Source organism: Pedobacter metabolipauper (assembly GCF_004362715.1).
Classification (GTDB): Bacteria; Bacteroidota; Bacteroidia; order Sphingobacteriales; family Sphingobacteriaceae; genus Pedobacter; species Pedobacter metabolipauper.
Genome location: NZ_SNYC01000003.1, coordinates 378102 through 403587 on the forward strand (window position 1 = coordinate 378102; position 25486 = coordinate 403587).

The window sequence follows — 25486 nt, forward strand, 5'->3', positions numbered from 1 at the left end:
GAAAGGTACTTTGCCAAAGGCCGGGATGAAAATGTGATTTTCTTGTGAGTTAATAGGAGAGGTTAGGCAACAGGCAGCGTAAACCAGAACGTGCTGCCAACACCGATCTCACTTTCAGCGCCGATCAATCCATGATGCTTCTTGATAATTTCAGCGCAGATATATAGGCCAAGCCCTAAACCCGTGTATTCGCTTCCGCCATGGTTAATCCGATAGTAACGGTCAAAAAGAAAACGAAGATTTTGCGTAGGAATACCCGCACCTTTGTCAATTACAGAGACTTTTGCCATGCCGGCCTGCTGTTCAACCCTAACCTCAATCTCTTTAGAATCCGGGGCATACTTCATCGCATTGTTGATGAAATTGATCACGATCTGTTCGGTGCGGACAACATCTGCATAAACTTCCAGGGTTGGATCGCCTTGAACATTGATTTTGAAAATACCGTCACCGGATAAATTTTCACAACATTCAGTAATGATTTTTAACAGGTTAAACTTGATTTGTTTAATTTGAAGCTGATCCTCATTTTCCTTGCTGGTATTTAAGAGATCCTCAATAAGTACATATACTTTCTCCAGACTTTTGTTGGCCTGGGTAATCAGCTTGGGGAGCATGGTCTGACTAGGATTGTCCTTCATCTTATCCAGCAACTGAAGGGAAGCCTTCAAGGTCGTTATGGGTGTTTTTAATTCGTGACTTGCTATACTGATGAAATCGTCCTTGTGTTGCTGTAGTGCTTTAAGTTCCTGTATGTCTGTAGCTGTTCCAACCCATTGTCTGGTCCGGCCATTCACGTTCTTAATGGGTATTAAACGGATCAGGTGCCACCGGTACTCGCCGTCTGTACGTCTGGCACGGATTTGGAACTCCCCGCCATCAACGCTCTTGCGGAGAAAACCGAACTGATTTAAGCTTTCTTTCAGATCATCCGGATGGATCACCGAAGTAAGACCGCTCAACCGGGTTTGCGCATCGTCAAGTCCGGTATAATCGTACCAGCGCTGGTTGTAAAAATCAACTTCACCCTTTACGGTATTTGTCCAGGCAATTTGAGGAATGGTTTCCATCATGTTACGGAAACGAATTTCACTATTTGCCAAAGCCTTTGTACGGGCCGCAACCCTGTCCTCAAGTTCCGTGTTTAATTTGGAGAGTTCCTGGTTGACCCGCCTAACCTTTTCCTTTTCATCAATGAGCAGTTCGTTTGCCCTGCGCAGTTCCTGTGTCCGTTTTTCCTTTTCTTTATTCTGGAGCAGAAGTTCCCGGTTGGCAACCATCAATTCTTCTGCCTGGACCTTTGCTTTCTCATCAGAGATTAATTTTTCCCTGATGATTTCTGCGTCCTTTAGAGCTCTGTGGATTTTAGCAGAGAGTGTAAAGAGATTGCTTTTGGAAACGTAGTCGCTTACACCACTGTTAATCAGTTCAACTGCATTTTCTTCACCAATAGTTCCGGAAACAATGATAAAAGGGGTAAGCGGAGATAAGGATTGTTTGATCTGAAATGCAGTAACCGCATCAAAGGAGGGAAGGGAGTAATCTGAAACGATAATATCAGGCAGGAATTCTATAAGTGAAGTCTCATATTCATCTTGTTTCTGAACGATTTTAGGAATGAAGTTTAAGCCTGATTTTTTCAGTTCGCGACAAAGTAAATCGGCGTCATCTTCATTGTCTTCAAGAATCAGGACTTTGGAAACTTTGATCATATTTTCAGACATCTGCTTAATTGGTTTATCGCTAATTTTTCGGATGACAAGTTAATGAGCTGGCTGACTTAATATCATCCAGTAAAAGCCGATCTCTTTAATGGCATGAAAGAAGTTATCACTGTCCACAGGTTTTACGATGTAGCTGTTCACACCCAGTTCAAAACATCTTTCTATGTCGGGCCCTTCGTTTGAAGACGTCAGCATCACCACCGGAATGGATTTAAGATCAGGATCTGATTTAACGATTTCCAGTACCTGGATTCCGGATACCTTTGGCATTTTAAGATCAAGCAAAACAAGTTTTGGATGCTGTGCTTTATCCCTTTCTGAATAAATTCCCCTGCAGTACAAAAAATCCAACGCTGCCGCACCGTCCACTACGTGATGGAGCTTATTGGTAAATCCACTTTTTGAAAGCGCTCTTATCGTAAGTATGGCATCATCCGCGCTATCTTCCACGAACAAGATCTCCACATTTTCGTAATTCATATCTTTATATTTTAAATGATTTTGGTAAACTGAAATAAAACGTAGTGCCTTCATCAACGACTGATTCCGCCCAGACTGTTCCTTTATGTTTCTCTATTATTTTTTGGACAATGGCCAGGCCAATTCCTGTCCCCTCAAATTCCTGCTGAGAATGCAGGCGCTGAAATACGCCGAAAAGCTTATCGTAATATTTCATGTCAAATCCCGCCCCGCTATCCTTCACGTAATATACCATGAGGTTATCCTGCTCATAGGCGCCAATTTCAATTTGAGTCGTTGGCTTGTATTTGGAGTACTTGATGGAATTAGAAATTAAATTTACCCATACCTGTTTGATCAATGATTTATCACCACTGGCAGCTGGAAGATCATGGATGTTAAAGACTGGAATATGATCCCCTTCATCAAATACCAATTCTTCAATAACCATCTTTACCAGATCTATCATATTGGTTTCCAGAAGAATGACTTGTTTTCTTCCAAGTTTAGAGAATGCAAGCAGATCATCAATGAGTATGCCCATTTTCTTGGAATTGTTGATGATAGAAGCGAGCATTTTGTTCCCATCATCATCTAGCTTGTTGCCATAATCCTCTGCAATGATCTTGGTATATGCATTAATGGCGCGAATTGGGGCACGCAGATCATGAGAAACAGAATAGGAAAATGAGCCCAATTCTTTGTTTACGTATTCCAGTTCCCTGTTAACAGATTCTAATTCGGCTGTTCGGTCGATTACTTTTTGTTCTAAACCTTCGTTTAGTTTACGGATGTCGTCCTGTGCGTTTTTGAGTTCCTTGTTGGCTATTATTAATTCCTGGGCCCTTTTTTCCTTTTCTACGTTTTGGAAAGCAAGTTCATTGTTCGCAATGATCAGTTCAGCCGCACGCTTTTCTTTTTCTGTATTTTGAAAAGCGAGTTCCTTATTTGCAATAACCAATTCAGCCGCCCTGCGTTCCTTTTCTTCATTTTGAAAGAGCAGTTCTTTATTGGCAATGATCAGTTCAGCTGCACGTTTTTCTTTTTCGGTATTTTGAAAGGCGAGTTCTTTATTCGCGATGACCAATTCGGCCGCTCTTTGTTCCTTTTCTTCATTCTGGAAGAGCAGTTCCTTATTGGCTATGATCAGTTCAGCTGCCCGATCTTCCTTTTCCTGGTGCTGAAACGCGATTTCCCGGTTGGCAATAGATAATTTGTTAGAGTCTGTTTCTTTCATGGCCTGTACTTGTTATAGATAAATAGATCCGTACAGGATGATGAGGGTTTCTAGCGTCCTTTCTGTAAAGTGTATAAAGCTAACATAATATAACGAAACTTGGTGATTAACTTATAAGAGCCCTGTACTGGAGATGCCTGGCATCTATTCTTTTGGTACTTGCAACTTAACAGATTTAATTGGTACTTGCTGTGGCTTTTTCGCTTGTTTTTCAGTTAGCTTTTATAGGAAGTAAAAAATAAAATGTAGATCCTTTTCCTGCTGAACTCTCAACTTCAATTTTGGTGTGGTGATAACGCAGTATTTCAGCCACAAGATATAAGCCGATCCCAAAGCCGGTGGTATGTTTGGTAGCATGGTTTTCAACCCGGTAAAAACGTTCAAATAGACGTTTCTGATCTGACTCCTGAATGCCAATACCCTGATCGCGAACATAAATTTTTACCTGAGTTCCATAAGGCTCGTAACCGACGGTGATTGTGCTTGATTCCGGTGAATATTTTATCGCGTTGCTGATCAGATTGATCAATACCTGACCCAATTTAGCGTGGTCTGCTGAAATATACATTATTCCGCTATGGGAAAATTGAATATTGTGCGTGTGGCTGTTCAGTTGTATTTCCTGGATTACCTGCTGGATTAACAGGTGAAGTTCCAGACGCTCAAGATTAAGTGTGACTTTAGCTTCTTCCAATCGTGACATGTTCAGAAAGTCATTGATCATTTTGGTCATACTTTTTGCCAGGCTTTCTGTTCTGCTTAAAGCCTGGCTAAGGAAGGTATCGTCAGACTTGCTATATTTGGAAAGCATTACTTGTATGTATGACAGGATGGAGGTCAGTGGTGTTTTAAGCTCATGGCTGACCATGGAAACAAAATCATTTTTGCGTTGCTCTTCCAGTACAATCGGTGTAATGTCCCTGGTGAAGCAGCGGGTATGGATAAATTTTCCGTCTCTTGTTAACACGTTGGAGCTGATCAGCACGTGTTTGATCGTTCCGTCTTTACATTTAAGCCGGGCCCTGTAGTTGTGCAGGGTTTCATTGTTTTTTAGGCGGGAAAGAATGTCGCCAATGACATGCTGGTCTGCATGGAACTTACTGATCGGCTGCCCTATATATTCGTCTTTATCAAAGCCCAGTGCTGTGAGCTCAGCCTGGTTCGCCCATGTAATGATCCCTTCGCCATTTACCCAGTGTAAGGGAAGCGCAGCGTTTTCAATAAAATCAACAAGTTCTTCATTCACCGCTTCCAAATCCTTTATGCGGGTTTGGGATGCAGCGGCTTGTTGCTGAAGCTCTTGATAGGAGGTGATTTTCACGTTCATTAATTTGTTCAAAATTACAACTAAATAATTTAACAAAAGAAAACCGTTCTGGTACATCGTCTTTCATCTAAAGGGTTTGCCGCGTCACTGCAATTGCAGGTGCCACTGTTTTATTGACCAACTGGAAAGGCAGGACCAGTTAATGAATGAAAGGGATTTATTGTACGATTATATTGCTGGTGCCAAACTTTTTTTTAGCAAATAAGTTGTATGGCTATGGAAATTTCTGAAAACAATCAACGAACCACGATTAGAAAAAAATTATACCATTACCAAGAAAGTGACATTACATTGCTGCTGGATAAGCTGGAACAAAATAAAGCCGGTTACCGCCTGCTTTATCAGCTGCCTACCGGCGGTGGTAAGACCGTGATCTTTTCGGAAATTGCTGGAAGGTTCATCAGGAAATATCATAAGAAAGTAATTGTACTTACCCATCGTACGGAACTATGCAGACAGACATCTGCTGCGTTAAAAATGACGTCCATTCGTAACAAGGTGATTGACAGCTCGGTCAAAAAGCTGGCGGCAAAAGACGGCTATAGCTGCTATGTGGCGATGGTTGAAACCCTTAAAAACCGAATTAAGGATGGCGTGATCAATACCGATGATGTAGGTTTAGTCATCGTTGATGAAGCGCACCACAATTCCTTTCACAAATTGCTGGGTAAGTTTACCGGGGCATCTGTTATTGGGATTACTGCTACTCCTTTCAGTTCAGATGTTAACCTGCCAATGCGTAAAAACTAAGATGAGCTGGTAACCGGCGAGCCAATTCATTCACTTATCGGTCAGGGCTTTCTCGCCCGACCTATGACCTGGCGGTACGATGTTGAATTGAATACATTAAAAACAGGTATTCATGGCGATTTTACGGTAAGCACCTCCGATGAACTATACAGTTCGCAGCCTATGCTTGACCTGCTCGTCCATGCTTATGAAAGCCATGCTAAAAATAAGAAAACGCTCATTTTTAATAATGGGATATTTACTCCAGAAAAGTAGAGCAGGTATTCTCAGCCCTGGGTTATCCGATCCGCCATCTGGATAATAAGACCAGCAGCGCGGAACGGGAAGAGATCTTAAAATGGTTAAAGAAAACAAAGGGGGCGATCCTGACTTCGGTATCTATATTAACTACAGGTTTTGATGAGCCTACAATACAGAACGTGATTCTGAACCGGGCGACAACTTCGCTTACCTCATACCACCAGATGATTGGAAGGGGTTCCAGAAGGCTGCCTCAAAAGAAGACCTTTGGGATCATTGACCTGGGAAATAATACTGACCGTTTTGGAGAATGGACTGCGCCGATAGACTGGAAGCACGTATTCGAAAACCCGGAAGCTTATCATGAAATGCTGAATACCAAAACGAGTTATGAAGCGCATCAAATGCCCTCCGATATGCGAAGCAAATTCCCCGCAAGCAGGGAAATTTCCTTTGACGTTCAGTCGGCTCACCAGTCAGCTATAGAGAATGGCCAAAAGGCTAAGATCGTCATTCGCGATTCGATCCGCCAACATGCACTTATGTGTGTTGACAATAGCAGCACTGTTGCCGGGGCGCTGGAGCTGACTACCGAATTAGATAAAGAAATTGACTGGCGGATTAAGCAATATGGGAAGTGCTTGGGTAAGGTGACTAAGAATTATACAGACTGGCTGAAGGAAGATTACCGGTCAAAACTCAAAAAACTGGTACAAAAAATTATGGGGCGCAGGGTGCTGATTAAAACCGCAGTATAAAACAAATGGAACACACCTTTATGAAATTCTTATCATAGATCAATGCCGGTATGAAATGCGAATGCTACTTTTGTATCCACTTAAAACAAGAAAAATGAAATTAAAAATCACTTCAATTTTTGCATTCGTAGCTATACTTGCATTGTCAGCGTTTAAAAATGGCGCTAAACCAGTTACTTATACGGTTGATGCAGCCAAATCTTCTATTACCTGGATCGGTAAAAAAGTAACCGGTTCTCACAATGGAACGATCGCTTTAAAATCAGGATCATTAAATGTTGACGGTAAAAACGTAACAGGCGGTTCATTTGTAATTGACATGACTGCGATTAAAGATGCAGATGGTAGCGACAAGTTAGAAGGTCACTTAAAAGCAGATGATTTCTTTGGTTCGGCTAAATTCCCTACGTCAACTTTCGTGATCACTAAAGTTGCTGGTTCAGGTGCAAACCTAACCGTTAGTGGTAATTTGACCATCAAAGGAATTACTAAACCATTAAGCTTCCCTGCTTCGGTAACTACAAATGCCGATGGTACGGTTTCTGCACTTGCAGGTAAGATCACTGTAGACAGAACCAAATATGACATCAGATATGGTTCAAAATCATTCTTTGACAGCATTGGCGACAAAGCTATTGATGATAATTTTGAGATCGGTGTGAAACTGGTAGCTAAAAAATAATCTTTCCTTAATGGAATGTGGAAGGCCTGCTCATTTTTGAGCAGGTTTTTTTTTGGAGAAATTTCCAGTATTTTCTATTCGGGACTAAGATTCACGTTTATAATTTTGGTATTTGCAGGTGTTTTTTGGATGTTATAAAATTTAAAAGATTATTAGATTTTGATGTGTGGCTTTTTGATTCTATTTTAGATTATAATTAACTAAGGTTTAATATATAATGTATCCATGTTTATCATAAGGTTGAAGCCGTCATTTCTATTAGTTTTATTGTTTTCTGCAGGTTTTGCAACCGCTCAGGAACTCCCCGGGGCCTATAAGCAAGATATAAATGGTACCAAGCTATCTTTTGAAATGCAGGGCATAGCAGGCGGTCAGTTTGTTATGGGAAGCAAAAAAGGAAAAGCTGATGAACAGCCGGTGCATGCGGTTAAGGTTGATCCGTTCTGGATCGGAACCTATGAGGTAACCTGGGATATTTATGAACCCTTTTTATATAAAGATTTTGAAGCCTCTAATAACATAGGTGCGGTGCCTGCAAATGTTGATGCGGTAACCAGGCCTACCAAGCCCTATCTTGACATGACTTTTGGAATGGGTAAGGAAGGCCAGCCTGCGCTGGCAATGACGCATTACAATGCCATCCAGTTTTGCAAATGGCTTTATGTGCGGACAGGAGAATTCTATCGACTGCCGACTGAGGCGGAATGGGAGTATGCCTGCCGGGCAGGGACAGCTACCGAATATTCTTTTGGAGATGATGCATCCAAGCTTGGCGACTATGCCTGGTATGATGCGAACAGCGAAGGAAAGACGCACAAAGTTGGCGAAAAAAAGCCAAACCCGTGGGGATTGTATGACATGCATGGCAATGTTGCAGAATGGACCTATGATCAGTATCTGCCAGATTTCTATGCAGCTGTAGCTAAAGACAAGGCCGCTAACCCAATTGCCGTACCTGAAAAGCTCTATCCCAATGTGGTTCGGGGCGGAGCCTATAATGATATTGCGGCTGATTCCAGATCGTCTGCAAGGCTTCCTTCAGATCCGGTATGGAAACAGCTTGATCCCCAGATCCCTAAAAGTAACTGGTGGTTTCCTGAAGCACCTTTTGTCGGCCTAAGATTAGTGAGGCCCTTAGTTAAGCCGTCTAAAGAATTTATAGATGCGTATTACAATAAAGCACCAATTAAAGACTTTTAAACCAACATCGACGATTGAATCAATAAAGACGATTAGAACCATTAAAGATTATTAAACCAACCACATATAAACCTAAATTACAATGAATACTGAAGAAATGGGCGCCAATGAGCGCCGTGAGTTTTTAAAGAAATCGGTTCTGCTGACCGGGGGAGTCCTGCTGAACGGAATTGCGTTTGCCGGTGCCAATACATCCGTTGACGATACCATAAAAATTGCGTTGATTGGCTGCGGCGACCGGGGAACCGGAGCGGCATTCCAGGCACTGAATACCAAAGAGAACCTAAAATTGGTGGCTATGGCTGATGCCTTTAGTGACCGGCTTGAAGAAGCATACAAAAACCTTTCTACAAAATATGGCGCAAAGGTGGACGTTCCTAAAGAACGCCGTTTTGTTGGTTTTGATGCTTATAAACAAGCCATTGCGCTTGCTGATGTCGTAATTTTAGCTACGCCTCCAGGATTCAGACCAGGCCATTTTGAAGAGGCTGTTAACCAGAGTAAACATATATTCATGGAGAAACCGGTTGCCGTAGACGCTCCAGGCATCCGCAGGGTACTTGCAGCCGCTAAAATTGCTGAGCAGAAGAAATTAAATGTGGTGGTGGGGCTTCAGCGCCGGTACCAGACCAATTACCGGGAAGGGATGCAGCGCATCCAGGATGGAATGATTGGAGATATTACCGGCGGACAGGTATACTGGAACAGCGGTGGGGTTTGGGTTAAGAAACGTCAGCCTAATCAGACGGAAATGGAATACCAGATGCGCAACTGGTATTATTTTAACTGGTTATGCGGCGATCATATTGTAGAGCAGCATGTCCATAACATTGACATTGCCAACTGGATAAAAAATGCACATCCGGTATCTGTACAGGGAACCGGCAGCCGCGCCTGGAGAACGGGAAAAGATTACGGTGAAATTTATGACAATCACTCTGTAGAACTGACCTATGCGGACGGTGCGGTAATTCATAGCCAGTGCCGCCATTTTGAAGGCATTGATAACCGCGTGGATGAAAGTTTCCAGGGAACAAAAGGCCGCGTTCTTTTTGATGCAGGCGGCAATGTTGGAAGAATTTGGGATTCCAAAGGAACCGTATTGTTTAACCATAGCCTAAAGGTGAACCCCAATCCCTACCAGGTAGAGCATGATGAACTTTTTGCGGCTATTGCCAAAGGAGAATTTAAATATAAAGATGCCGAGCGCGGTGCGATCAGCTGCATGACATCCATTATTGGCCGTTATGCGACTTATTCAGGTAAAAAAATCAAATGGGAAGATGCATTAAATGCAGACAACAGCTTGTTTCCAGATGAGTTGAGCTGGACTGCCATGCCTAAGGTAGTACCTGATGCAAATGGTTTATACCCAATTCCGACACCGGGAAGAACGAAGGTGATCTAAACGTTATTCAGGTAATGTTTTTCACCAGGCCAACCTTTATTCTGGCTATACTGCTGCTGACATTTCTGTTAAAGAAGAATCAGCGGCAGTATACCATACACGGTTATGCGCAAGGTACCGACTATACGGTAAAGTACTTTGCAGCCGATAGCCTGGTTACCAAAGGTACTGTGGACAGTATTTTGCTCCAGATTGATTCTTCCATGTCGCTCTATAAGCCTTATTCCCTAATTAACAGGTTTAATGCGGCCGAAACTGGCATGGAACTCGATCCGCATTTTAGTGCCGTGATGCGTAAAGCTTTTGAGGTATATCACACTACAAAAGGTAAGTTCGACGTAACGGTGAAGCCATTGGTACAGGCCTGGGGATTTGGAGCCCAACGGGTAACATCGTTTCCGGACACTGCCGCTATTGAGCAGATGATGGCCTGTGTTGGAATGGACCGGCTAACCCTGAAGGGAAGTTTTCTTCAAAAACAAGACCCCTGTTTGCAGGTAGACCTCAATGGCATTGCCCAGGGTTACAGCGTGGATGTGGTTGCAGATTATCTTTTAAAAAAAGGGATTAAAGCTTTCGTGGTAGAGATAGGGGGTGAGATTAGGGTTAGAGGGCCAAAGCCTGACGGAACTTCGTTTAAGATCGGCATAGAAGGACCGGCAGATCATGGCCAGGAAGAACCTGTGATCAAGCACGTTGTAAACCTCAGCAAAGGAGCAATCACTACTTCAGGCAATTACAGGAAATATATTCAGCAAGGCAGTAAGCGGATATCTCACCTGATCGATGCCAAAACCGGCTATCCCTTAACCACGAGCATGATCAGTGTTACAGTCTATGCCAAAGATGCAATCACTGCAGATGGATACGATAATGCATTGATGGCTATGGATATGGATGAGGCCATCGCTTTTGTGAATCAACAAAGAGGAATGGCCGCCTATCTGGTGTACCATCTGAAAGATGGCCGGGTAGCGGATACGTTAACTGCAGGCTTTAAAAAAATAATATCAGATAAATCATTAAATTAGTTACTGACCAATTCAAACCAAACTTATGAACAGGATAGATTTTCTAAAAAATAGCTTCATGGCCACAGGTGCCCTTGTTGCGGGATCTTCGCTAACGGGATCGGCTGCTATAGATTCAGCAGGACCGCTGACTGCTGCTGGTAAAACCTTTAACCTGGATTATGCGCCGCACCAGGGCATGTTTAAGAACAGTGCAGGTGATGCTTTCCTGGATCAAATTCAATTTATGTATGATCAGGGGTTCCGTTCTATTGAAGACAATGGCTATCTGAACAGATCTATCGAAGAGCAAACTAAAATAGGAAACCTGCTTGCAAAACTCGGAATGAGAATGGGCGTGTTTGTTGTTGATGGTGGTGACAACTGGAAAACGGCTTTAACAACTGGAAAAAAGGAGTTCAAGGATAAATTTGTGGATACCTGCAAACGTTCTGTAGACGCAGCCAAGCGCTGTAATGCGAAGTGGTTAACCGTAGTTCCGGGATTTTATGAGCGCAAGCTCCCCTACGGAAATCAATTTGCCAACGTTGTGGATGCCATGCGTGCCGGTGCCGAGATCTTTGAGCCTCATGGGCTGGTGATGGTGCTCGAAACGCTAAGCGATACGCCAGAACTTTTTCTGCAGCAGACCCATGAAACCTTTGCGGTTTGTAAAGCGGTACAAAGTCCGGCCTGTAAAATCCTGTACGATATTTATCACATGCAGAAAACAGAGGGACAGCTGATTGTCAATATGGACCGATGCTGGGATGAAATTGCGTACATCCAAATTGGTGACAATCCGGGAAGGAATGAACCTACTACTGGTGAAATCAATTACAAAAACCTTTTTAAACACATTTACAACAAAGGTTATAAAGGGGTTATGGGCATGGAACATGGCAACTCTAAACCGGGTAAGGAAGGGGAGCAGCGGCTAATCCAGGCCTACCGGGAATGTGATGCCTTTATGTAGACTATTGTCCGGATGCAGGTTGTTGAACGGATGGCTTTAGTATGATGCGTTTTAAGATCAGGGACAATATGGACGAATAGACCACATAGCCTACAAAGATGAAGTATCCGGGCTGCAAGCTCGTATTGTTTTGCGTAACCGTAGATAACAACTCTTCCTGAATATTGAGATTGGAGAGCTGACTTTTTAAGATTCCGTTTAAGCCGATGTAGGTCATGGCGATTCCGACTACCATCACATCGGCCATGTCCCACTTACCCAGGTCAAAAGCCAGGTATCTGATAACCTTGTTTTCGGAATATTTGTCCCTGCCCCAAATATGGATACCCTTTCCAATCATTCGCAGGATCGGGAGGATGATCACAAAGAGCAGGATCAGTATGCCAACCACAACCGCATCGGGTTTAGGTTCTTCAATTAACGCGGTAATGATGCCCAGGATACTCTTGCTTTGAAAAAATAATACCTGGTTTGAAAATGCAAGTTTCTCTTCAAGAAGGGTAAAGTTGAGCGACTGGATACGCGCATCGACCTCTATAATGGTAGATGTGATCCCCACCAATAGCAGGATGAAAGCAAACAAAAGGGACATGATATAAAGCGTGGTATACAGACGCACCTGTTTTCTCATGAGCAGCCAGAGACAAAGGGCCAAAAGCACACAGCCAAACATGGCATACATGTACGTATAGATTTGTGTATGTATGGCGGCAAGCTGAGCACTGATCGTTTTCTCAAAACCGACGGTATTGGATACCTGGTATTTGCTGTAAATGTTTTCGCTTACCGTAGCACTCGCTGGCTTGGTATTGTCGAACGTTTCTTTTTCGAGCTGGTCAATTTTGCTGGTCGCGATGCTTTTGAGCCTTTTTTTACTGGCCGGGCTATTGACTCTGCTGATGATGGTACTGGCAAAAGTTGGTACTTGCTCATAAAGGTCATCGGCATCGACAAATGCGTTAAAAGCGAGTTTTTTCAGTTTGCCGCCAATGCTTTTCTGCGGTTTGGTAATCTCTGCTACCGCCGTACCGATCAAACCGTTTAGCTGTTTCTCTACTTTTTTCTGCAGATCCTTTTTCTGTGCTGCAGTCATTTCGAAATTAGTGACTTTTCCGTCTACGATCAGTGCGATCTTCTCGCGCCACTGATCTACGGAGAAAATGCCAAAGGTGATGTTATTGGCCACACTATAATCTTCCTTGATCTCTTTCTGCTGTGCAGATAGCGCAGCGATGTGGTAGCCGCACCAGGCCGCCCCGCAAAGCAGGATACTCAATCCGGCGATCAGCAGGATGTTGGGCAGGATCGTTTTTTTAGTGGGACTCATGTGGGGTGATGAATTTTAGTATGGTCGACAAAACAAGTCCGTATAATACAAAACTGATAAATATGATGAAACCGGGCTGCAGGGCCGTATTGTTGGTGGTGATGACAGTTAGGAGGTCGCTTTTTATATTCAGGCTTTTCAGCTGGCTTTCCAGCAGTCCGTTTAAACCGATGTAGACCATGAGTATCGCGATGACAATGACATCAGCCATGCTCCACTTGCCCGATTGAAAGGCAAAATATTTAATGACCTTATTTTCGGCAATCTTCTTTTTGCTCAGCAGGTGGATACCCGTGGCACTCAGCTTCATGATGGGGAAGAGGATGCTGAATACTAAGATTAAAAGTCCTACCAGTACCGAATCTATTGCGGATTGAGACATCAGTACCTTTACCACATCCAGGATACTTTTGCTTTGGAAGAACAGCACCTGGTTCTCAAAGATGACATGTTCCCCAAGGAGCATGAAATCCAGCGATGCGATTCGGGCATCAACTTCGATCATGGATGCCGTTAGGCCGATGGCCAGTAATATGAATGCAAACATCAATGACATGATGAAAAGGGTGGCATGCAGCGCCCTTTGTTTTCTAAAGATCCACCACAGCGAGAGCACGATGACGATGCAGCCGAGCATGGCAAATGAGTAATTGTAGGTTGCCGTTTTGATGCGAGCAAGTGAGGAGATCAGTTTCGTGTTTAATTCTTCGGTAGAGGAAACGCGATATTTTTTATAGACCTTATCCGTTGCTGCCTTGGTTGCGGCAACAGTACTGTCCAGGTATTCAGCACGTTCGAGGGCATCAAACTTTGACATCGCCATTTTGCTCATTTGCTTTTTGTTGTCGGGATTGTCGACCTTAGCAATGATTTTCGTGGCGAAGCTGGGAACTTTTGCCTTGATGCTGTCTGTATTGACGAACGTTTTGATGGCGAATTTCTTGATTTTTCCGCCTATGGTCTTTTTCGGTTTATTGACCAGAGCTTCTGCCTTATCGATCAGTGTGAGGAGGATGTCTTCCACTTCCTTTTTAAGTTCTTTCTTTTGTTGAGGTGTCAGGGTAAAATCACGAATCTGATGATTGACGATCCCGGATACTTTGTCGCGCCACTGCTCTACGGAGAACAGTCCAAACGTAATGTTATTGATGTTGGAATACTCTTCCTTGATCTGTTCCTGCTGTTCTGAAAGTTCGTGCAGCTGGTATCCAAAATATCCTTCAGCGCATAGCAGAATGCTGAGACCGAGGATCAGCAATAGTCTTAGCACATGTGGTTTCTTCTCCAAATTTGTTTGATTTTCATCATTAACAGTTGTAAGCGCTAAATGTTTATACTTTACGAACTTGTCATGAGAAATATGCCAAATAAATTAATTACGAAAATATTCGTAGATGTTTTGTAATTTAGTTCAACTAAAAATGCAGAACATTAAAATCAACACAACTCATGAAAGATTATAGGAAATTGGCGATAGTTATAGGCATCAAGGTCATTTTAATGGTGTACGGTGCAACTGCATTTGCGCAAACAAGATCGGTTCGTCTTGACAGCCTTTTTACGATGCGCAATAAAGGAGGAATGTTTAATGGAAATGTACTTATTGCCGAAAATGGCAATATTGTCTATCAACAGGCATTTGGGTTTGCAAATTTGGAGAGGAAAATTGCCAATACAACATCTTCGCGTTCGGACTTAGGTTCTGTGAGCAAGCTTTTTACAGCGGTTGCAGTATTGCAATTGAAGGAGGCCGGCCGGATCAAACTGGAAGATCTTGTAATTAAGTACCTTCCAGACTTTCCATATCCAAATATTAGGATCCGGCACTTGCTGACACACACTTCAGGGTTGCCCGATTTTCAAATCTTTGATCCCTATTATACAGATGACCCGCATCGGATACTTACCAATAAGGATGTTATTCCGGGTATAATAAAGTTTGGCAGATTGCTATTTGAACCTGGAGAAAAATGGAGTTATTCTAGTCCGGGAATGGCGCTTTTAGCATCGATAGTGGAAAAAGTGAGCGGATTGGCATTTGAAAAATATTTAACCAAATATATTTGGAAGCCTGCAGGTATGTTTCATACTTACATCAATTCGTTAAGTGCGCCGGTAAAAGATACAAACCGTGTGGAGAATTATGCTACGTCTGATTTCTTTTCTACAAGTTTATATCTTGCGGATACGATGCGGACACATATACAGTTTTCGCAGATTTCAGGTGCGTTGTTGGGCCCGGGATTGGTTGCTAGCGATACGCGTGACTTATTTTTGTTTGATCAGGCCCTGTATTCTGGTACGTTACTCAGTCAGTCTACCATGAAGGAAGCATTCACACCAATAAAATTAAATAATGGTGAATATGCGATGCCGGAACCTTGGTTGGGACAAACCCGTTTTGGCCTCGGTTGGTTTATACTGGAAACAAATCCCGCCGAAAAAATGGTACTCCATACGGGGAAACATGCAGGTATCGTCACCGTTTTTATCAGAAATCTCAGTACGCGCCAAACCCTGGTGATGTTCGATAATGCGGGGAGTTATGGATTGAACAACACCGCACTCAATGCTTTTTATATCTTAAACAGAAAGCCTCTGATACCACTTAAAAGATCACTTGCCAAATTATACGGAAGGGCACTTACTGCAAAAGATATAGACTTCGCAATTTGTCAATTTAATGAATTAAAGTCAGATACCCTGAATTACTATCTAAATGTTCAGGAAATGGATTATGCAGGTCATCTACTGCTGAATCAGGGGCATAGGAAAGAGGGTCTGGAAACACTGAAGCTACTTACGTTGATAGACCCTGCAAATTCTTTTCCTTACTACAGTTATGGCCTGGGCTTGGAACAAATCGAAAAAAACAATGAGGCGGTTATGATGTATAGAAAAGCAATTGCCGTAAATGCAAATGATAAATATGCTATAACTGCGTTAGAACGTCTTTTGAAGAAATTATAATCAGATTGTTTAACCAAAATTGCGATTGAAATCATGATGTGTATAGTTGGGGCCGGGCTTTTTGACAAACGAACTTAGGGCTTTTCAACAAAACAGTTTCTTGAATTGCGGGCGATCTTTGTTTAAAAAAAGACATGAAAAAAGTATGGTTTATTACAGGCAGTTCCAAAGGATTGGGCAAAAGCCTGACAGCAGCAGTTTTAGAAAGTGGTGATTATGTGGTGGCTACCGCAAGAAACCCGGAACAGTTAAATAATTTGGCAGAAAAATTCCCTGATCAGATGCTCGCATTACCATTAGACGTAAGTGATCATCTTCAGATCCACACCGCTGTAGTGCAGGCTTTGGCGCATTTTGGAAGAATTGATGTGCTGGTAAACAATGCCGGATTTGGCATTACCGGAGCTGCCGAAGCTTTTACAAATGAACAGGTACGCAGTCAGCTGGAAGTAAACCTGTATGCACCAATTGAAGTGACGCGTGCTGTTTTACCGGGTATGCGTAAACAACGTTCGGGACATATCCTGCAAATTAGCTCAGTTGGCGGCAGGGTTGGTAATGCGGGACTAAGCATGTACCAGGCTGCTAAATTTGGTTTGTCTGGTTTTTCTGAAGCACTAAGTAAGGAAGTAGCTCCTTTAGGAATCAAGGTCACTTCTATAGAGCCAGGTGGTTTTCGTACCGATTGGGCAGGTGCGTCTATGAGTTTTGCGGAAGATATTGAAGGATATGAGGAAAGCGTTGGCGGTATTAAACAATACCTGCAATCCGGACACTTTGTACCGGTAGGAGATCCTGATAAAGCTGCCCAGGTAATGGTTGACCTGGTGGCTCATCCTGAACCTCCTGTTCATTTGGTGCTTGGCAGCGAAGCAGCTACTATTTTAAAAAGTGCCGATGAACGCAGAAAAGCTGAATTTGAAAAATGGCTTCCGGTAAGCAGATCTACAGATCATGATGACGCTTCTGATATGTTTGGCTCGGACGAAGGAAGAAAGTTCTTGTCTCAAAAGGGGATATTTCCTAAAGATAAGTGATGATGAGCGTAGGATATTGAAATTTATTTCTCTTTAATAAAGATATTATTAAATTTATAGGGTCTGCTTGCCTTATTAAAATGAGAAATACTACTTATTCCCGAATCCTGTTATTTTTTGTCCTATTAATCATCTGCTTCCAGGGCTTTGCACAAACGACAGATTCTTCAGCATCCGATACTGTTGTGTCCAGGGAAAAAATAGATTTTGTGACCAGGATGCAAGCTTTTGCCAGGAAGTCGGCAAAGGAGAGTGCCGAGGAATTCAATGCCGACAAAGCTACAATTGAGCAAAATAAAACACTGGATGAGATTAAAAAGACCATGCAGCGTGCAAAAAGCTATCTCAGGACCAGTGTAGATACTGCCGGTACCAGGGCTCAGCTTGCGATAATCCAAAAAGACTTTGCCATTGCGGGCGACGGCGTACTGACTGGTAAAGGAACATCGCAGACCTTTAGAAATTTAACAGCTACTTCAAAAATACTCAACGAATTGCTTAGTAAGGCGATTGACCGTAAAACCAGGCTTGATCTCCATCAGCAGGAACTGACCAGCTTCCGTTACCAGCTGGATTCCCTGCTCAGCGTACCGGCACTGTTTAAATTTTCAATTGATTCAGCGGTACTGAGAACCTACATGCAGCAGCTTGTTGTGGTTGCCTACGAGGTTCATCCGGTGGACAGTGCGCTGAAACAATCCAGTCATACGGTACAAGGTCTTCTGAACCAGGTGAACATGCAGGTATTCAATTTACAGACGAGTCTGGAAGAAATTGAAGGCCATCAGAGTGCTATGGCTGAAAATATATTTAAAAGAGAATTTGAAAACATTTGGGGCGAGGTAGGTTATTACAGGCCGTTTAAGGAAATATTGGCCCAGGCCAAGGCAAAGGGTTTACTTACACTCGTGTTCTATATTCAGAATAACATTGGAAAGCTGGTTGTTCTTTTCCTGCTGGTCATTACCGCTTTTGTTTACCTGCGTTCACTGAAGAAAATTTATTTGGAGAATAAGCTCATAACGGCAGATTTTGAAGGACAGCTTGTGCTGCGCTATCCGCTTGCCTCTGCGCTGCTCATTACCATTAATCTATTCCAGTTCCTGTTTTTTTCTCCTCCGTTCATTTTAAGTGTAATTTTCTGGATCCTTGGATGTATTAGCCTCACCATTATGTTCCATAAGTTTATTGTGCGTTACTGGATGAATGTCTGGCTGATCATGGTAAGCTTATTTTTAATTACCGCCTTTGACAACCTGATTCTTCAGGCTTCCCGTACGGAACGAATTTTCATGCTTATTTTATCGCTATTGGGCACTATTACAGGAAGTGTGATCTTATTGAAGGGACGCAAGGAAGAACTCCGGGAAAAGCTGATCTTAATTGCTATAGGGCTTATGGTTGTACTCGAACTTGGTGCTGCACTGGCCAATGTTTTTGGCCGGTATAATCTTTCCAAAGCCTTATTGATCAGTGGATACTTGAATGTAGTAATTGCTATCCTCTTTCTATGGACGATTCGGTTGATTAATGAAGGCTTATTTCTTGCCTTTAATGTGTATACGAAGCAGGACCTTAAGCTTTTTTATCTGAACTTTAATAAAGTGGGCCAGAAATTACCGGTCTTATTCTATTTTCTTTTGATTTTTGGATGGGTCGTTTTATTTGGGCGCAACTTTGCAGGCTTTGATTATATCGCCGGGCCTTTAAGGGAGTTTTTTGGAAGAAACCGGGTCGTAGGTGATTATACCTTTACCATAAATAGTCTGTTATTGTTTATCGCCATTATGGGAATAGCGGTTATCACCTCCAAAATCGTTTCATTTTTTGCTTCAGATAAACACTTGCTATCTGGCAAGGACGAGAAACACAACATTCAGGGAATTGGCAGCTGGTTACTGCTCATCAGAATTTCTATTTTGAGCATTGGTCTTTTCCTGGCTGTTGCTGCGGCAGGTATTCCGCTGGACAGGATTACTATTGTTTTAGGCGCTTTGGGCGTAGGTATCGGTTTTGGATTGCAGGCACTGGTTAACAATTTGGTTAGCGGATTGATTATCGCTTTTGAAAAACCTGTAAATGTTGGCGATGTGGTTGAAGTTGACGGACAGGCCGGCACCATGAAATCAATAGGTTTTCGCAGCAGCGTAATTTCTACCTGGGATGGTGCGGATGTAGTGATGCCCAATGGAGACCTTTTAAATTCCCATCTAACCAACTGGTCGCTCGGAGGCAGCCGCCGCAGGATGTCAATTGTAATCGGTATCGCTTATGATACTGACCTCGAAAAGGCAAAAGCCTTGCTCATTGGTATCCTGGATGAAGAACCACGTGTCATGAAAAATCCCCAGTCGGTTGTACAATACGAGCACTTTAATGATAGTTCTATTGATTTGAGGATCTTTTTCTGGACAAAAAGCCTAAAGGATTCTTTTGTTGTAAAAAGTGATCTCATCATGGCAATCACTACAGGGTTCAAAATTAACAATATTGCCATCCCCTTCCGTCAGCATGACGTACATATTCACCATATAGATAACGCTGAAAATAAAGAGAACAAATAATCGGCTATTCATACCGTCAATAGCTAAATCTTTTATATTTGTTATATCTAAATATCATCCTATGAAAAAAATTTATGCCTTCTTTATTTTAAGCTTGAGCTTAATTTCCGCAAACCTTTCTGCCCAGACCGCAAATAACACGAAACCAGACCTTATTCAAAAAGTTAATGGTGAAGAAATGAAGGGTAAAGTGATCCGGATTACGGACAACGATGTTACCTTCATTTATACTGGTGAAACTGCTGAATACGTGATTAAAAAATCCGAGATCGCTAAGATTGTCCATTCCAGCGGCAGGGTAGAAGCGTTCGGATCCCAAAACCTTCCTTCCGAGAACCGGCTGAAAGACCAGGTAAGCATGTCTGCTTCTCCTGCTGATCACCACAATAAAATTGCCATCCTGCCATTTACCTATTTAATGGACAATCAACCGGGCGCAGATGCAATTGGTTATAAGGCACAAGAGGATACCTATGGGTTCTTATCGCAGCATGCTGCCGGTTATACGATCCTTGATCCCAGGACGACTAATGCACTTTTAAGTAAAGGAGGCGTAACCAGGGATAAAATGATGAACTTCACAATGAAGGAAATCTGTGATATCCTGGGTGTTGAATATGTGGTAGATGGTGTAGTTACACAGAATAAAGGCTATCAAACCAGTTCTACCACTGATGCTTCAAACACAAAAATTAAAAGAGACGGGGATAAGGATCTTAAGGGAATCTCTTCTTATGGTTCAAGTTCCAGCAATGCCGTGCAGCGTTATGATGTTTCTGTAGGCCTGCATATTTATATGGATAATAATGCCAGTATCTATAATCAAACACATAAGGCATTTTTAAGTAGTACAGATGGTTCCTACAGTAGTCCGCTGGAGTATTTGCTCAAAAGAAGTCCCATTTACAGAAAATAATCTAAACCCTATAAATCAAAGACCATGAAGCAAATTTTAGTCATCCTGACACTTTTTTTAATTTTTCCTTTAGTTACACTCGCTCAAAAGGGAAGCAATTTTTTACAATTATCCGGACAGGCGGCTATTCCTACATCCGATCTTTCTGATGTGGTTAAAACTGGCTTTGGTGGAGCACTTAAGGGAATGTATGGATTTAGCAGTAAGCCCCAATATTTGACCATTGAAGCTGGTTACAATAGATTTGCTGTCAAGGGCCTGTCTTCAAGTACATCTGCACATTATTCGGCCTTACCTGTATATGCTGGTTACCGGGCCAATCTTAGCGGGGTCATCCTGGAAACACAGGCTGGAGTTTCCTTTAACCGGATTGCAGGGTCAGGACTTGGTGGATCTGCAAGTGCGAACCAGACTGCGTTTGGCTGGGCGCTTACCGCAGGTTATATCTTTAAGGATCTTGAACTTGATGTGAGGTATCAAAGCTCGGAAGGGGATGACGATACTTATATTATCCGGTTTGTCGGCATTCGCCTGGGCTATAATTTTGCATTGTAGTATTGTCATAGTTTAACGGATATCACTATGATCTCAGAAATTTACGGGGAATATGCTGGTCTGAGGATCCGGCAAATTCCGGTCATTGCCGGCATCATCATATTAATTAGTTCCTGCCAGAATGCAAATACACCCGTTAATACGTACGGTGCTTCTGCAGATACGGTTATTGAACTTCATCAAAAGCCTTTAAGAGAAAAGGTATTGACTGCGGCGGAGCAGCGTGCATTAACTCCAGACCTGGTGATCCAGCGGTTAAAGGAAGGCAATAAACGCTATGTTGAAAACGACCTGACTGCCCGTGACCATTCGGTAATGGTTCGGAATGCCTTAAAGGGACAATATCCTAAGGCTGTAGTCATTTCCTGTTTGGATAGCAGGGTACCTGTGGCTGATATTTTTGATAAGGGGATAGGCGATCTTTTTGTGGGCCGGGTTGCTGGTAATTTTGTCAATGAAGACTTGCTCGGCAGTATAGAATATGGCTGCAAGGTTTCAGGGGCGAAGCTGGTATTGATTATAGGCCATGAGTCTTGTGGAGCCATAAAGGCGGCGATTGACGATGTGAAAATGGGAAATATCACGGCAATGCTTAAAAAAATAAAGCCTGCTGTAGCCATTTCCCGGGATTTTAGGGGAGAAAAGACGGCTAAGAATGACAAGTTCGTTGAATACGTTGCAAAAAACAATGTCTTGCAAACCATAGAAACGATAAGAGCTAAAAGCCCGATCTTAAAAGAAATGGAGGCCAAAGGAGAAATAAAGATTGTTGGGGCCTATTATGAGCTCAGTACCGGAATCGTTCAGTTTCTCTAAACTACACTTAGTTGGTTCTTAATCAGATCTTTTTATAATTCGAGTATTCTGATATGGTTTCCATAGGGGCGAGCTGGCCAAGAAATTTCACCATCAGATTCAAATCTTCGCTTACTGTGAAGTAGCGTTTTTCCTGTTCATTGTAAGTAAATTTAACGACCAGATCCAGTTTTTCTGCATTGAAAATTTTGATTTTTAGCGGTTTTTCATTGAGTGACTGCAGCTTTTCCAGTCTTTTGGTTTTGAGGTTAATGATCATATAAAGCTTGCAATCTTTCATAAATAATGCTTCGGCAGGAAGGGAGGCGGGATCTTGTTTGTAGGTAATCACCAGGTATTCTGCATTCTCCTTTTCAATCTTGTAAGTACGTTCGTCTGTCTTTGCGCTTACGGGAGACTTACTTTGATTTTTACGAAATGACTTAATGTCCGATGTACTGGGTTTTTTACCTTTTACGGAGATTACGGTCCACTGTTCTTCTTTTGGTTTTGATGGATCAAATTTGGCTAATGTAATTTTTTCCTTGTCTCCCGTTACCGAAGTATATTTATAATCAAACTTATAGTTCTGAGGCCATTCTTTGGATGCTGGGTCGAGAATGGAAGGATCAATACCGTGTTTCTTAAAGGCGTCAAGCACTACAGATTTTTGTGCGGACGACACCAGCACTGATAGATTTAGAAAGGTTAGTAAGAATAGTTTTTTCATAGGGGGTGAGTTTTGCTTTTAACCTATTTTTCTCAATAAAGTTATCAATATTTTAATTATTAACGGAAAAACAATAGCTTTAAGGTAACAGTCTAAACAACCCTATATTATGAAATTAAAAATTTTAACAGGTTTATTGATCGCAGCAGCTACCAGTTTTGTATTCACTGCTTTCCAGTCGCAGGAGAATGGCCAGGTTTATTTTATCCGTTCTACAAACAGTGTAGGATCTATGGTGGCCTATAAGGTGTATATTGACGATATATTGGTGTGTAATTTAAAAAATAAGCGGTATTCTTCACACAGTATTGCGGCTGGGGAACATACGGTATCTGTTCGGAATACGGGAATATCCAGCCATACCAAATCAAGGCCGTTAAAGATCAATGTTGCTGCCGATAAGAATAATTATCTGATCGTTGTGAACGGACCTAATATTTATCTTCAGGAATCCGTTGAATCCTCGGCCCAGGAATTATTGAAAAAAGTAGCAGCGACTAAAGAATGTCTGCCCTCAAAGAAAAAGAAATAAATACCATTTTGAAGAGCAATAGTTAGGATTACATTTTTAGCAGCACCTTGATTGAACTTCTTCTTTGTTTTGATATAGGTATCTTTCGACCGGTGTAGTTCATAATCAGGTATCCTGAATCTTCATTGAGAATACTTGTTACATGTATTTTATTGACCAGGTGAGATTGATGACAACGTATAAAACCGTAAGGACTTAATAATTCATCGTACTCGTACAGGGGTTTAGAAATGAGATGTTCCAGTCCGCTAGTTAGAAAGAATGTCGTATAATTATTTGAAGATTCACATCTGACAATATCTTTGACCAGCACCAGGTAAGTTTCTTTCAGTGTTGGTAACGCTATTTTCTGGTTATCATCTGAAGATCTCTTATCTAATAATTGAAAGAGGTTGTTCAATCTGGAGTTTTGTTTTTTGGTAGCTACCGATTGCTGGATCCTGTCCACAGTGCTTTTAAGTTCTGTAATATTAATTGGCTTTAGCAGGTAGTCCAGCGCCGAAAATTTGATAGCCATAATCCCGTAAGCATCATAAGCGGTTACGAAGACCACATCAAATTCAGGATCTTTAAACGACCTTAAAAGATCAAAACCATTTTCTCCGGGCATCTCAATATCAAGAAAGACTACATCAGGCTTAAGGTTCAAGATTTGTGCGCTTGCTTCAGCGGCCGACAGGGCTGTGGCTACCACATCGATCTCTTTGCAATGGCGGGTAAGCAAGGCCTTTAAGTTGTTTATATTGATGGATTCATCATCAACAATTATTGCGCTTATCATTTAATTATTTATCCAGTTATGAAATGTTAAAATAGCTTCTGTACCTGATTCTTTATTGAAATCAAGAACGATTGCTTGTTCTTCTTTGATTTTATTGATCGCAAGTATTCTTTCTGCTGTCAATGAAAGGCCATATCCTGAATCGGATTTTTTATCCAGCCATGTTCCATTATCCCCCACTACAATTACAAAAGTATCCTTTTTTTGACCTGGTTTACAAACAATGAACAGTTGCCCTTTATCGCCAAGAGGGGACAGACCGTGTTTGATGGCATTTTCGATTAATGGCTGAAGGAGCAATGTAGGTATTTCTATATCGGATGTGCTGAGTTTTGCAGAGATCTCTATATTCCAGGAGAAATTGAAGCGCAACGCTTCCAGGTGGATATAGGTGCGCATCATTTCAAGTTCCTGATCAAGACTATTAAAAACATGCTGGCTATTGGCCAGTGTTTTTCTTAGTAAAAAACTGAATTCCTGTAAATATTGGTTTGCCTCGTCAATACGATCGGTATTCATCAGACCCTGTATGGAACTGAGCGCATTGAATGTGAAATGTGGATTGAGCAGGGATTGTAATCTGATTGCTGCTGCTTCCATTTTTTGCTGTTTCTTTTCTGATGATTTGAGTTTGTTTTTAAAGAATAGCGTCACCAATAAAAAGCCTGTGGCTACGAACACGATCAATAGAACCATATAAGTGATCGTGGATTGATACCAATAGGGTTTTACCCGGATATAAATAAGGCGTACACTTTCTTTTTGCAGCACATAATTAAACCTCCATTCATATTCTGTATTCGCGGCTAACTTTAAAGGTTTAAAGCCGGTTTTGCTAATCTGATATTCGGAACGCTTTGTTTTTAAGTTTACCAACGTGTATTCCACTTCCAGATCTTTAAAATCGGTTCGCGCGGCAACATCGATTTCTAATGGTTCTCCCGGCGATAGGCTAAGTTCACCCTTGTGATCAGCGGAAGATGAAATGTGTAAGGGCTGGCTACTTTTGTCTTTCTGGCTGCGCAACTTAATTTCGGGTATCATCCCGGGTCTTTTAATGATATACCTCGTCAATAAAGTATTGGTATTTTTGTCCAGTATATCCACTGAGGCTTCTTGTGCGGGAAGTAAATAAATAGAAGAGCTATTTCCCTTTAAAGCGAATTCTGTTATTTTGGACTGTGCCGGCTTACCGTAAAAATTACTTTGTTTAAAGTATGCCCGGGTGTAAAATTTAGGGTACATGTTATGGAGCGCGCTTGTTGGATAGATATTTAAACTGCCCCCAACCGTATAGACAGTAACATTTTTTCCTTGTGAGATTTCTTTAATTTGATTACCGGGCAATCCTGCAGCTTCAAAGTGCAGATATGATGGTGCTGATTCATTTGACTGCTGGCCATAAACACAACTAAAATAGCTGATAAAGAATAGGGCTGGCAGATATCGTTTACGTTTCATTCTTGTTCCGGGTAATTGATTGTGGCTTCTTATCTCCAATGCAATAT

24 protein-coding genes are annotated in these 25486 nt (G+C 42.0%); 15 read left to right on the forward strand and 9 right to left on the reverse strand.

The features are described from left to right. Positions 1–62: 62 nt before the first annotated feature. The 4 genes from ATK78_RS01695 to ATK78_RS01710 form a co-directional block, all read right to left on the reverse strand. Positions 63–1724 (reverse strand): ATP-binding protein, encoded by a 1662-nt coding sequence (locus tag ATK78_RS01695; protein WP_133574329.1) that lies wholly within the window; start codon positions 1722–1724, stop codon positions 63–65. Between the two features lie 39 nt (positions 1725–1763). Further along, a complete protein-coding gene (locus ATK78_RS01700; protein WP_133574330.1) occupies positions 1764–2204 on the reverse strand; it encodes a response regulator in 441 nt (146 codons plus the stop codon). Between the two features lie 4 nt (positions 2205–2208). Then, entirely contained in the window at positions 2209–3420 is a 1212-nt protein-coding gene (locus ATK78_RS01705) for a sensor histidine kinase (RefSeq protein ID WP_133574331.1), read from the reverse strand. A gap of 211 nt (positions 3421–3631) precedes the next feature. Continuing rightward, entirely contained in the window at positions 3632–4747 is a 1116-nt protein-coding gene (locus tag ATK78_RS01710) for a PAS domain-containing sensor histidine kinase (RefSeq protein WP_166664797.1), read from the reverse strand. Between the two features lie 216 nt (positions 4748–4963). On the opposite strand from ATK78_RS01710, the gene ATK78_RS22940 reads away from it, so the two are divergent. From ATK78_RS22940 to ATK78_RS01740, 8 genes are all read left to right on the forward strand, one after another. Then, complete coding sequence (locus ATK78_RS22940; protein ID WP_243732406.1) at positions 4964–5497, forward strand: DEAD/DEAH box helicase family protein; 534 nt, start codon at positions 4964–4966, stop codon at positions 5495–5497. A 63-nt stretch (positions 5498–5560) separates the two neighbouring features. Further along, complete coding sequence (locus ATK78_RS22945) at positions 5561–5752, forward strand: hypothetical protein (protein ID WP_243732407.1); 192 nt, start codon at positions 5561–5563, stop codon at positions 5750–5752. Positions 5753–5790: 38 nt separating this feature from the next. Next, positions 5791–6495, forward strand: a complete 705-nt coding sequence (locus ATK78_RS22950; RefSeq protein WP_243732461.1) for a DEAD/DEAH box helicase — start codon at positions 5791–5793, stop codon at positions 6493–6495. 94 nt (positions 6496–6589) lie between these two features. After that, positions 6590–7177 (forward strand): YceI family protein, encoded by a 588-nt coding sequence (locus ATK78_RS01720; protein WP_208112284.1) that lies wholly within the window; start codon positions 6590–6592, stop codon positions 7175–7177. A gap of 225 nt (positions 7178–7402) precedes the next feature. Beyond that, on the forward strand, positions 7403–8377 hold the full coding sequence (locus ATK78_RS01725; protein ID WP_133574333.1) for a formylglycine-generating enzyme family protein: 975 nt from the start codon (positions 7403–7405) through the stop codon (positions 8375–8377). An 82-nt stretch (positions 8378–8459) separates the two neighbouring features. Continuing rightward, complete coding sequence (locus tag ATK78_RS01730) at positions 8460–9785, forward strand: Gfo/Idh/MocA family protein (protein WP_133574334.1); 1326 nt, start codon at positions 8460–8462, stop codon at positions 9783–9785. 14 nt (positions 9786–9799) lie between these two features. After that, positions 9800–10816, forward strand: coding sequence for an FAD:protein FMN transferase (locus ATK78_RS01735; RefSeq protein ID WP_133574335.1), 1017 nt, complete (start codon positions 9800–9802; stop codon positions 10814–10816). 25 nt (positions 10817–10841) lie between these two features. Then, on the forward strand, positions 10842–11771 hold the full coding sequence (locus ATK78_RS01740; RefSeq protein WP_133574336.1) for a hydroxypyruvate isomerase family protein: 930 nt from the start codon (positions 10842–10844) through the stop codon (positions 11769–11771). Position 11772: 1 nt separating this feature from the next. On the opposite strand, the gene ATK78_RS01745 is transcribed toward ATK78_RS01740, so the two are convergent. Continuing rightward, positions 11773–13098, reverse strand: coding sequence for a paraquat-inducible protein A (locus ATK78_RS01745; RefSeq protein ID WP_133574337.1), 1326 nt, complete (start codon positions 13096–13098; stop codon positions 11773–11775). Next, positions 13085–14386 carry a paraquat-inducible protein A gene (locus tag ATK78_RS01750; protein ID WP_243732408.1) on the reverse strand — a complete coding sequence of 434 codons (1302 nt, stop codon included), beginning with the start codon at positions 14384–14386 and terminating at the stop codon, positions 13085–13087. Before ATK78_RS01750 ends, ATK78_RS01745 begins: the two co-directional genes overlap by 14 nt. 161 nt (positions 14387–14547) lie before the next feature. On the opposite strand from ATK78_RS01750, the gene ATK78_RS01755 reads away from it, so the two are divergent. The 6 genes from ATK78_RS01755 to ATK78_RS01780 all read left to right on the forward strand — a co-directional run bounded on the left by ATK78_RS01755 (position 14548) and on the right by ATK78_RS01780 (position 21956). Then, positions 14548–16068 (forward strand): serine hydrolase domain-containing protein, encoded by a 1521-nt coding sequence (locus ATK78_RS01755; RefSeq protein WP_133574338.1) that lies wholly within the window; start codon positions 14548–14550, stop codon positions 16066–16068. Positions 16069–16202: 134 nt separating this feature from the next. Then, positions 16203–17105 (forward strand): oxidoreductase, encoded by a 903-nt coding sequence (locus ATK78_RS01760; RefSeq protein ID WP_133574339.1) that lies wholly within the window; start codon positions 16203–16205, stop codon positions 17103–17105. 80 nt (positions 17106–17185) lie between these two features. After that, complete coding sequence (locus ATK78_RS01765) at positions 17186–19669, forward strand: mechanosensitive ion channel domain-containing protein (protein ID WP_243732409.1); 2484 nt, start codon at positions 17186–17188, stop codon at positions 19667–19669. 61 nt (positions 19670–19730) lie between these two features. Continuing rightward, positions 19731–20585, forward strand: a complete 855-nt coding sequence (locus tag ATK78_RS01770) for a hypothetical protein (protein WP_133574340.1) — start codon at positions 19731–19733, stop codon at positions 20583–20585. A gap of 24 nt (positions 20586–20609) precedes the next feature. Further along, positions 20610–21140, forward strand: coding sequence for a porin family protein (locus ATK78_RS01775; protein ID WP_133574341.1), 531 nt, complete (start codon positions 20610–20612; stop codon positions 21138–21140). 27 nt (positions 21141–21167) lie between these two features. Continuing rightward, positions 21168–21956 carry a carbonic anhydrase family protein gene (locus ATK78_RS01780; RefSeq protein WP_133574342.1) on the forward strand — a complete coding sequence of 263 codons (789 nt, stop codon included), beginning with the start codon at positions 21168–21170 and terminating at the stop codon, positions 21954–21956. 22 nt (positions 21957–21978) lie between these two features. Here the strand turns inward: ATK78_RS01780 and ATK78_RS01785 are convergent, their stop codons facing one another. Beyond that, the gene (locus tag ATK78_RS01785) at positions 21979–22665 is read right to left on the reverse strand and encodes a hypothetical protein (protein ID WP_133574343.1); all 687 of its coding nucleotides are present in this window, start codon (positions 22663–22665) and stop codon (positions 21979–21981) included. A 109-nt stretch (positions 22666–22774) separates the two neighbouring features. On the opposite strand from ATK78_RS01785, the gene ATK78_RS01790 reads away from it, so the two are divergent. Further along, positions 22775–23197, forward strand: coding sequence for a DUF2846 domain-containing protein (locus tag ATK78_RS01790; protein WP_133574344.1), 423 nt, complete (start codon positions 22775–22777; stop codon positions 23195–23197). Positions 23198–23225: 28 nt separating this feature from the next. Here ATK78_RS01790 and ATK78_RS01795 read toward each other — a convergent pair whose 3' ends face one another. Next, positions 23226–23978 carry a LytR/AlgR family response regulator transcription factor gene (locus tag ATK78_RS01795; protein WP_133574345.1) on the reverse strand — a complete coding sequence of 251 codons (753 nt, stop codon included), beginning with the start codon at positions 23976–23978 and terminating at the stop codon, positions 23226–23228. After that, positions 23979–25439 carry a sensor histidine kinase gene (locus tag ATK78_RS01800; RefSeq protein ID WP_133574346.1) on the reverse strand — a complete coding sequence of 487 codons (1461 nt, stop codon included), beginning with the start codon at positions 25437–25439 and terminating at the stop codon, positions 23979–23981. It abuts the gene before it with no gap. Between the last annotated feature and the right edge of the window lie 47 nt (positions 25440–25486).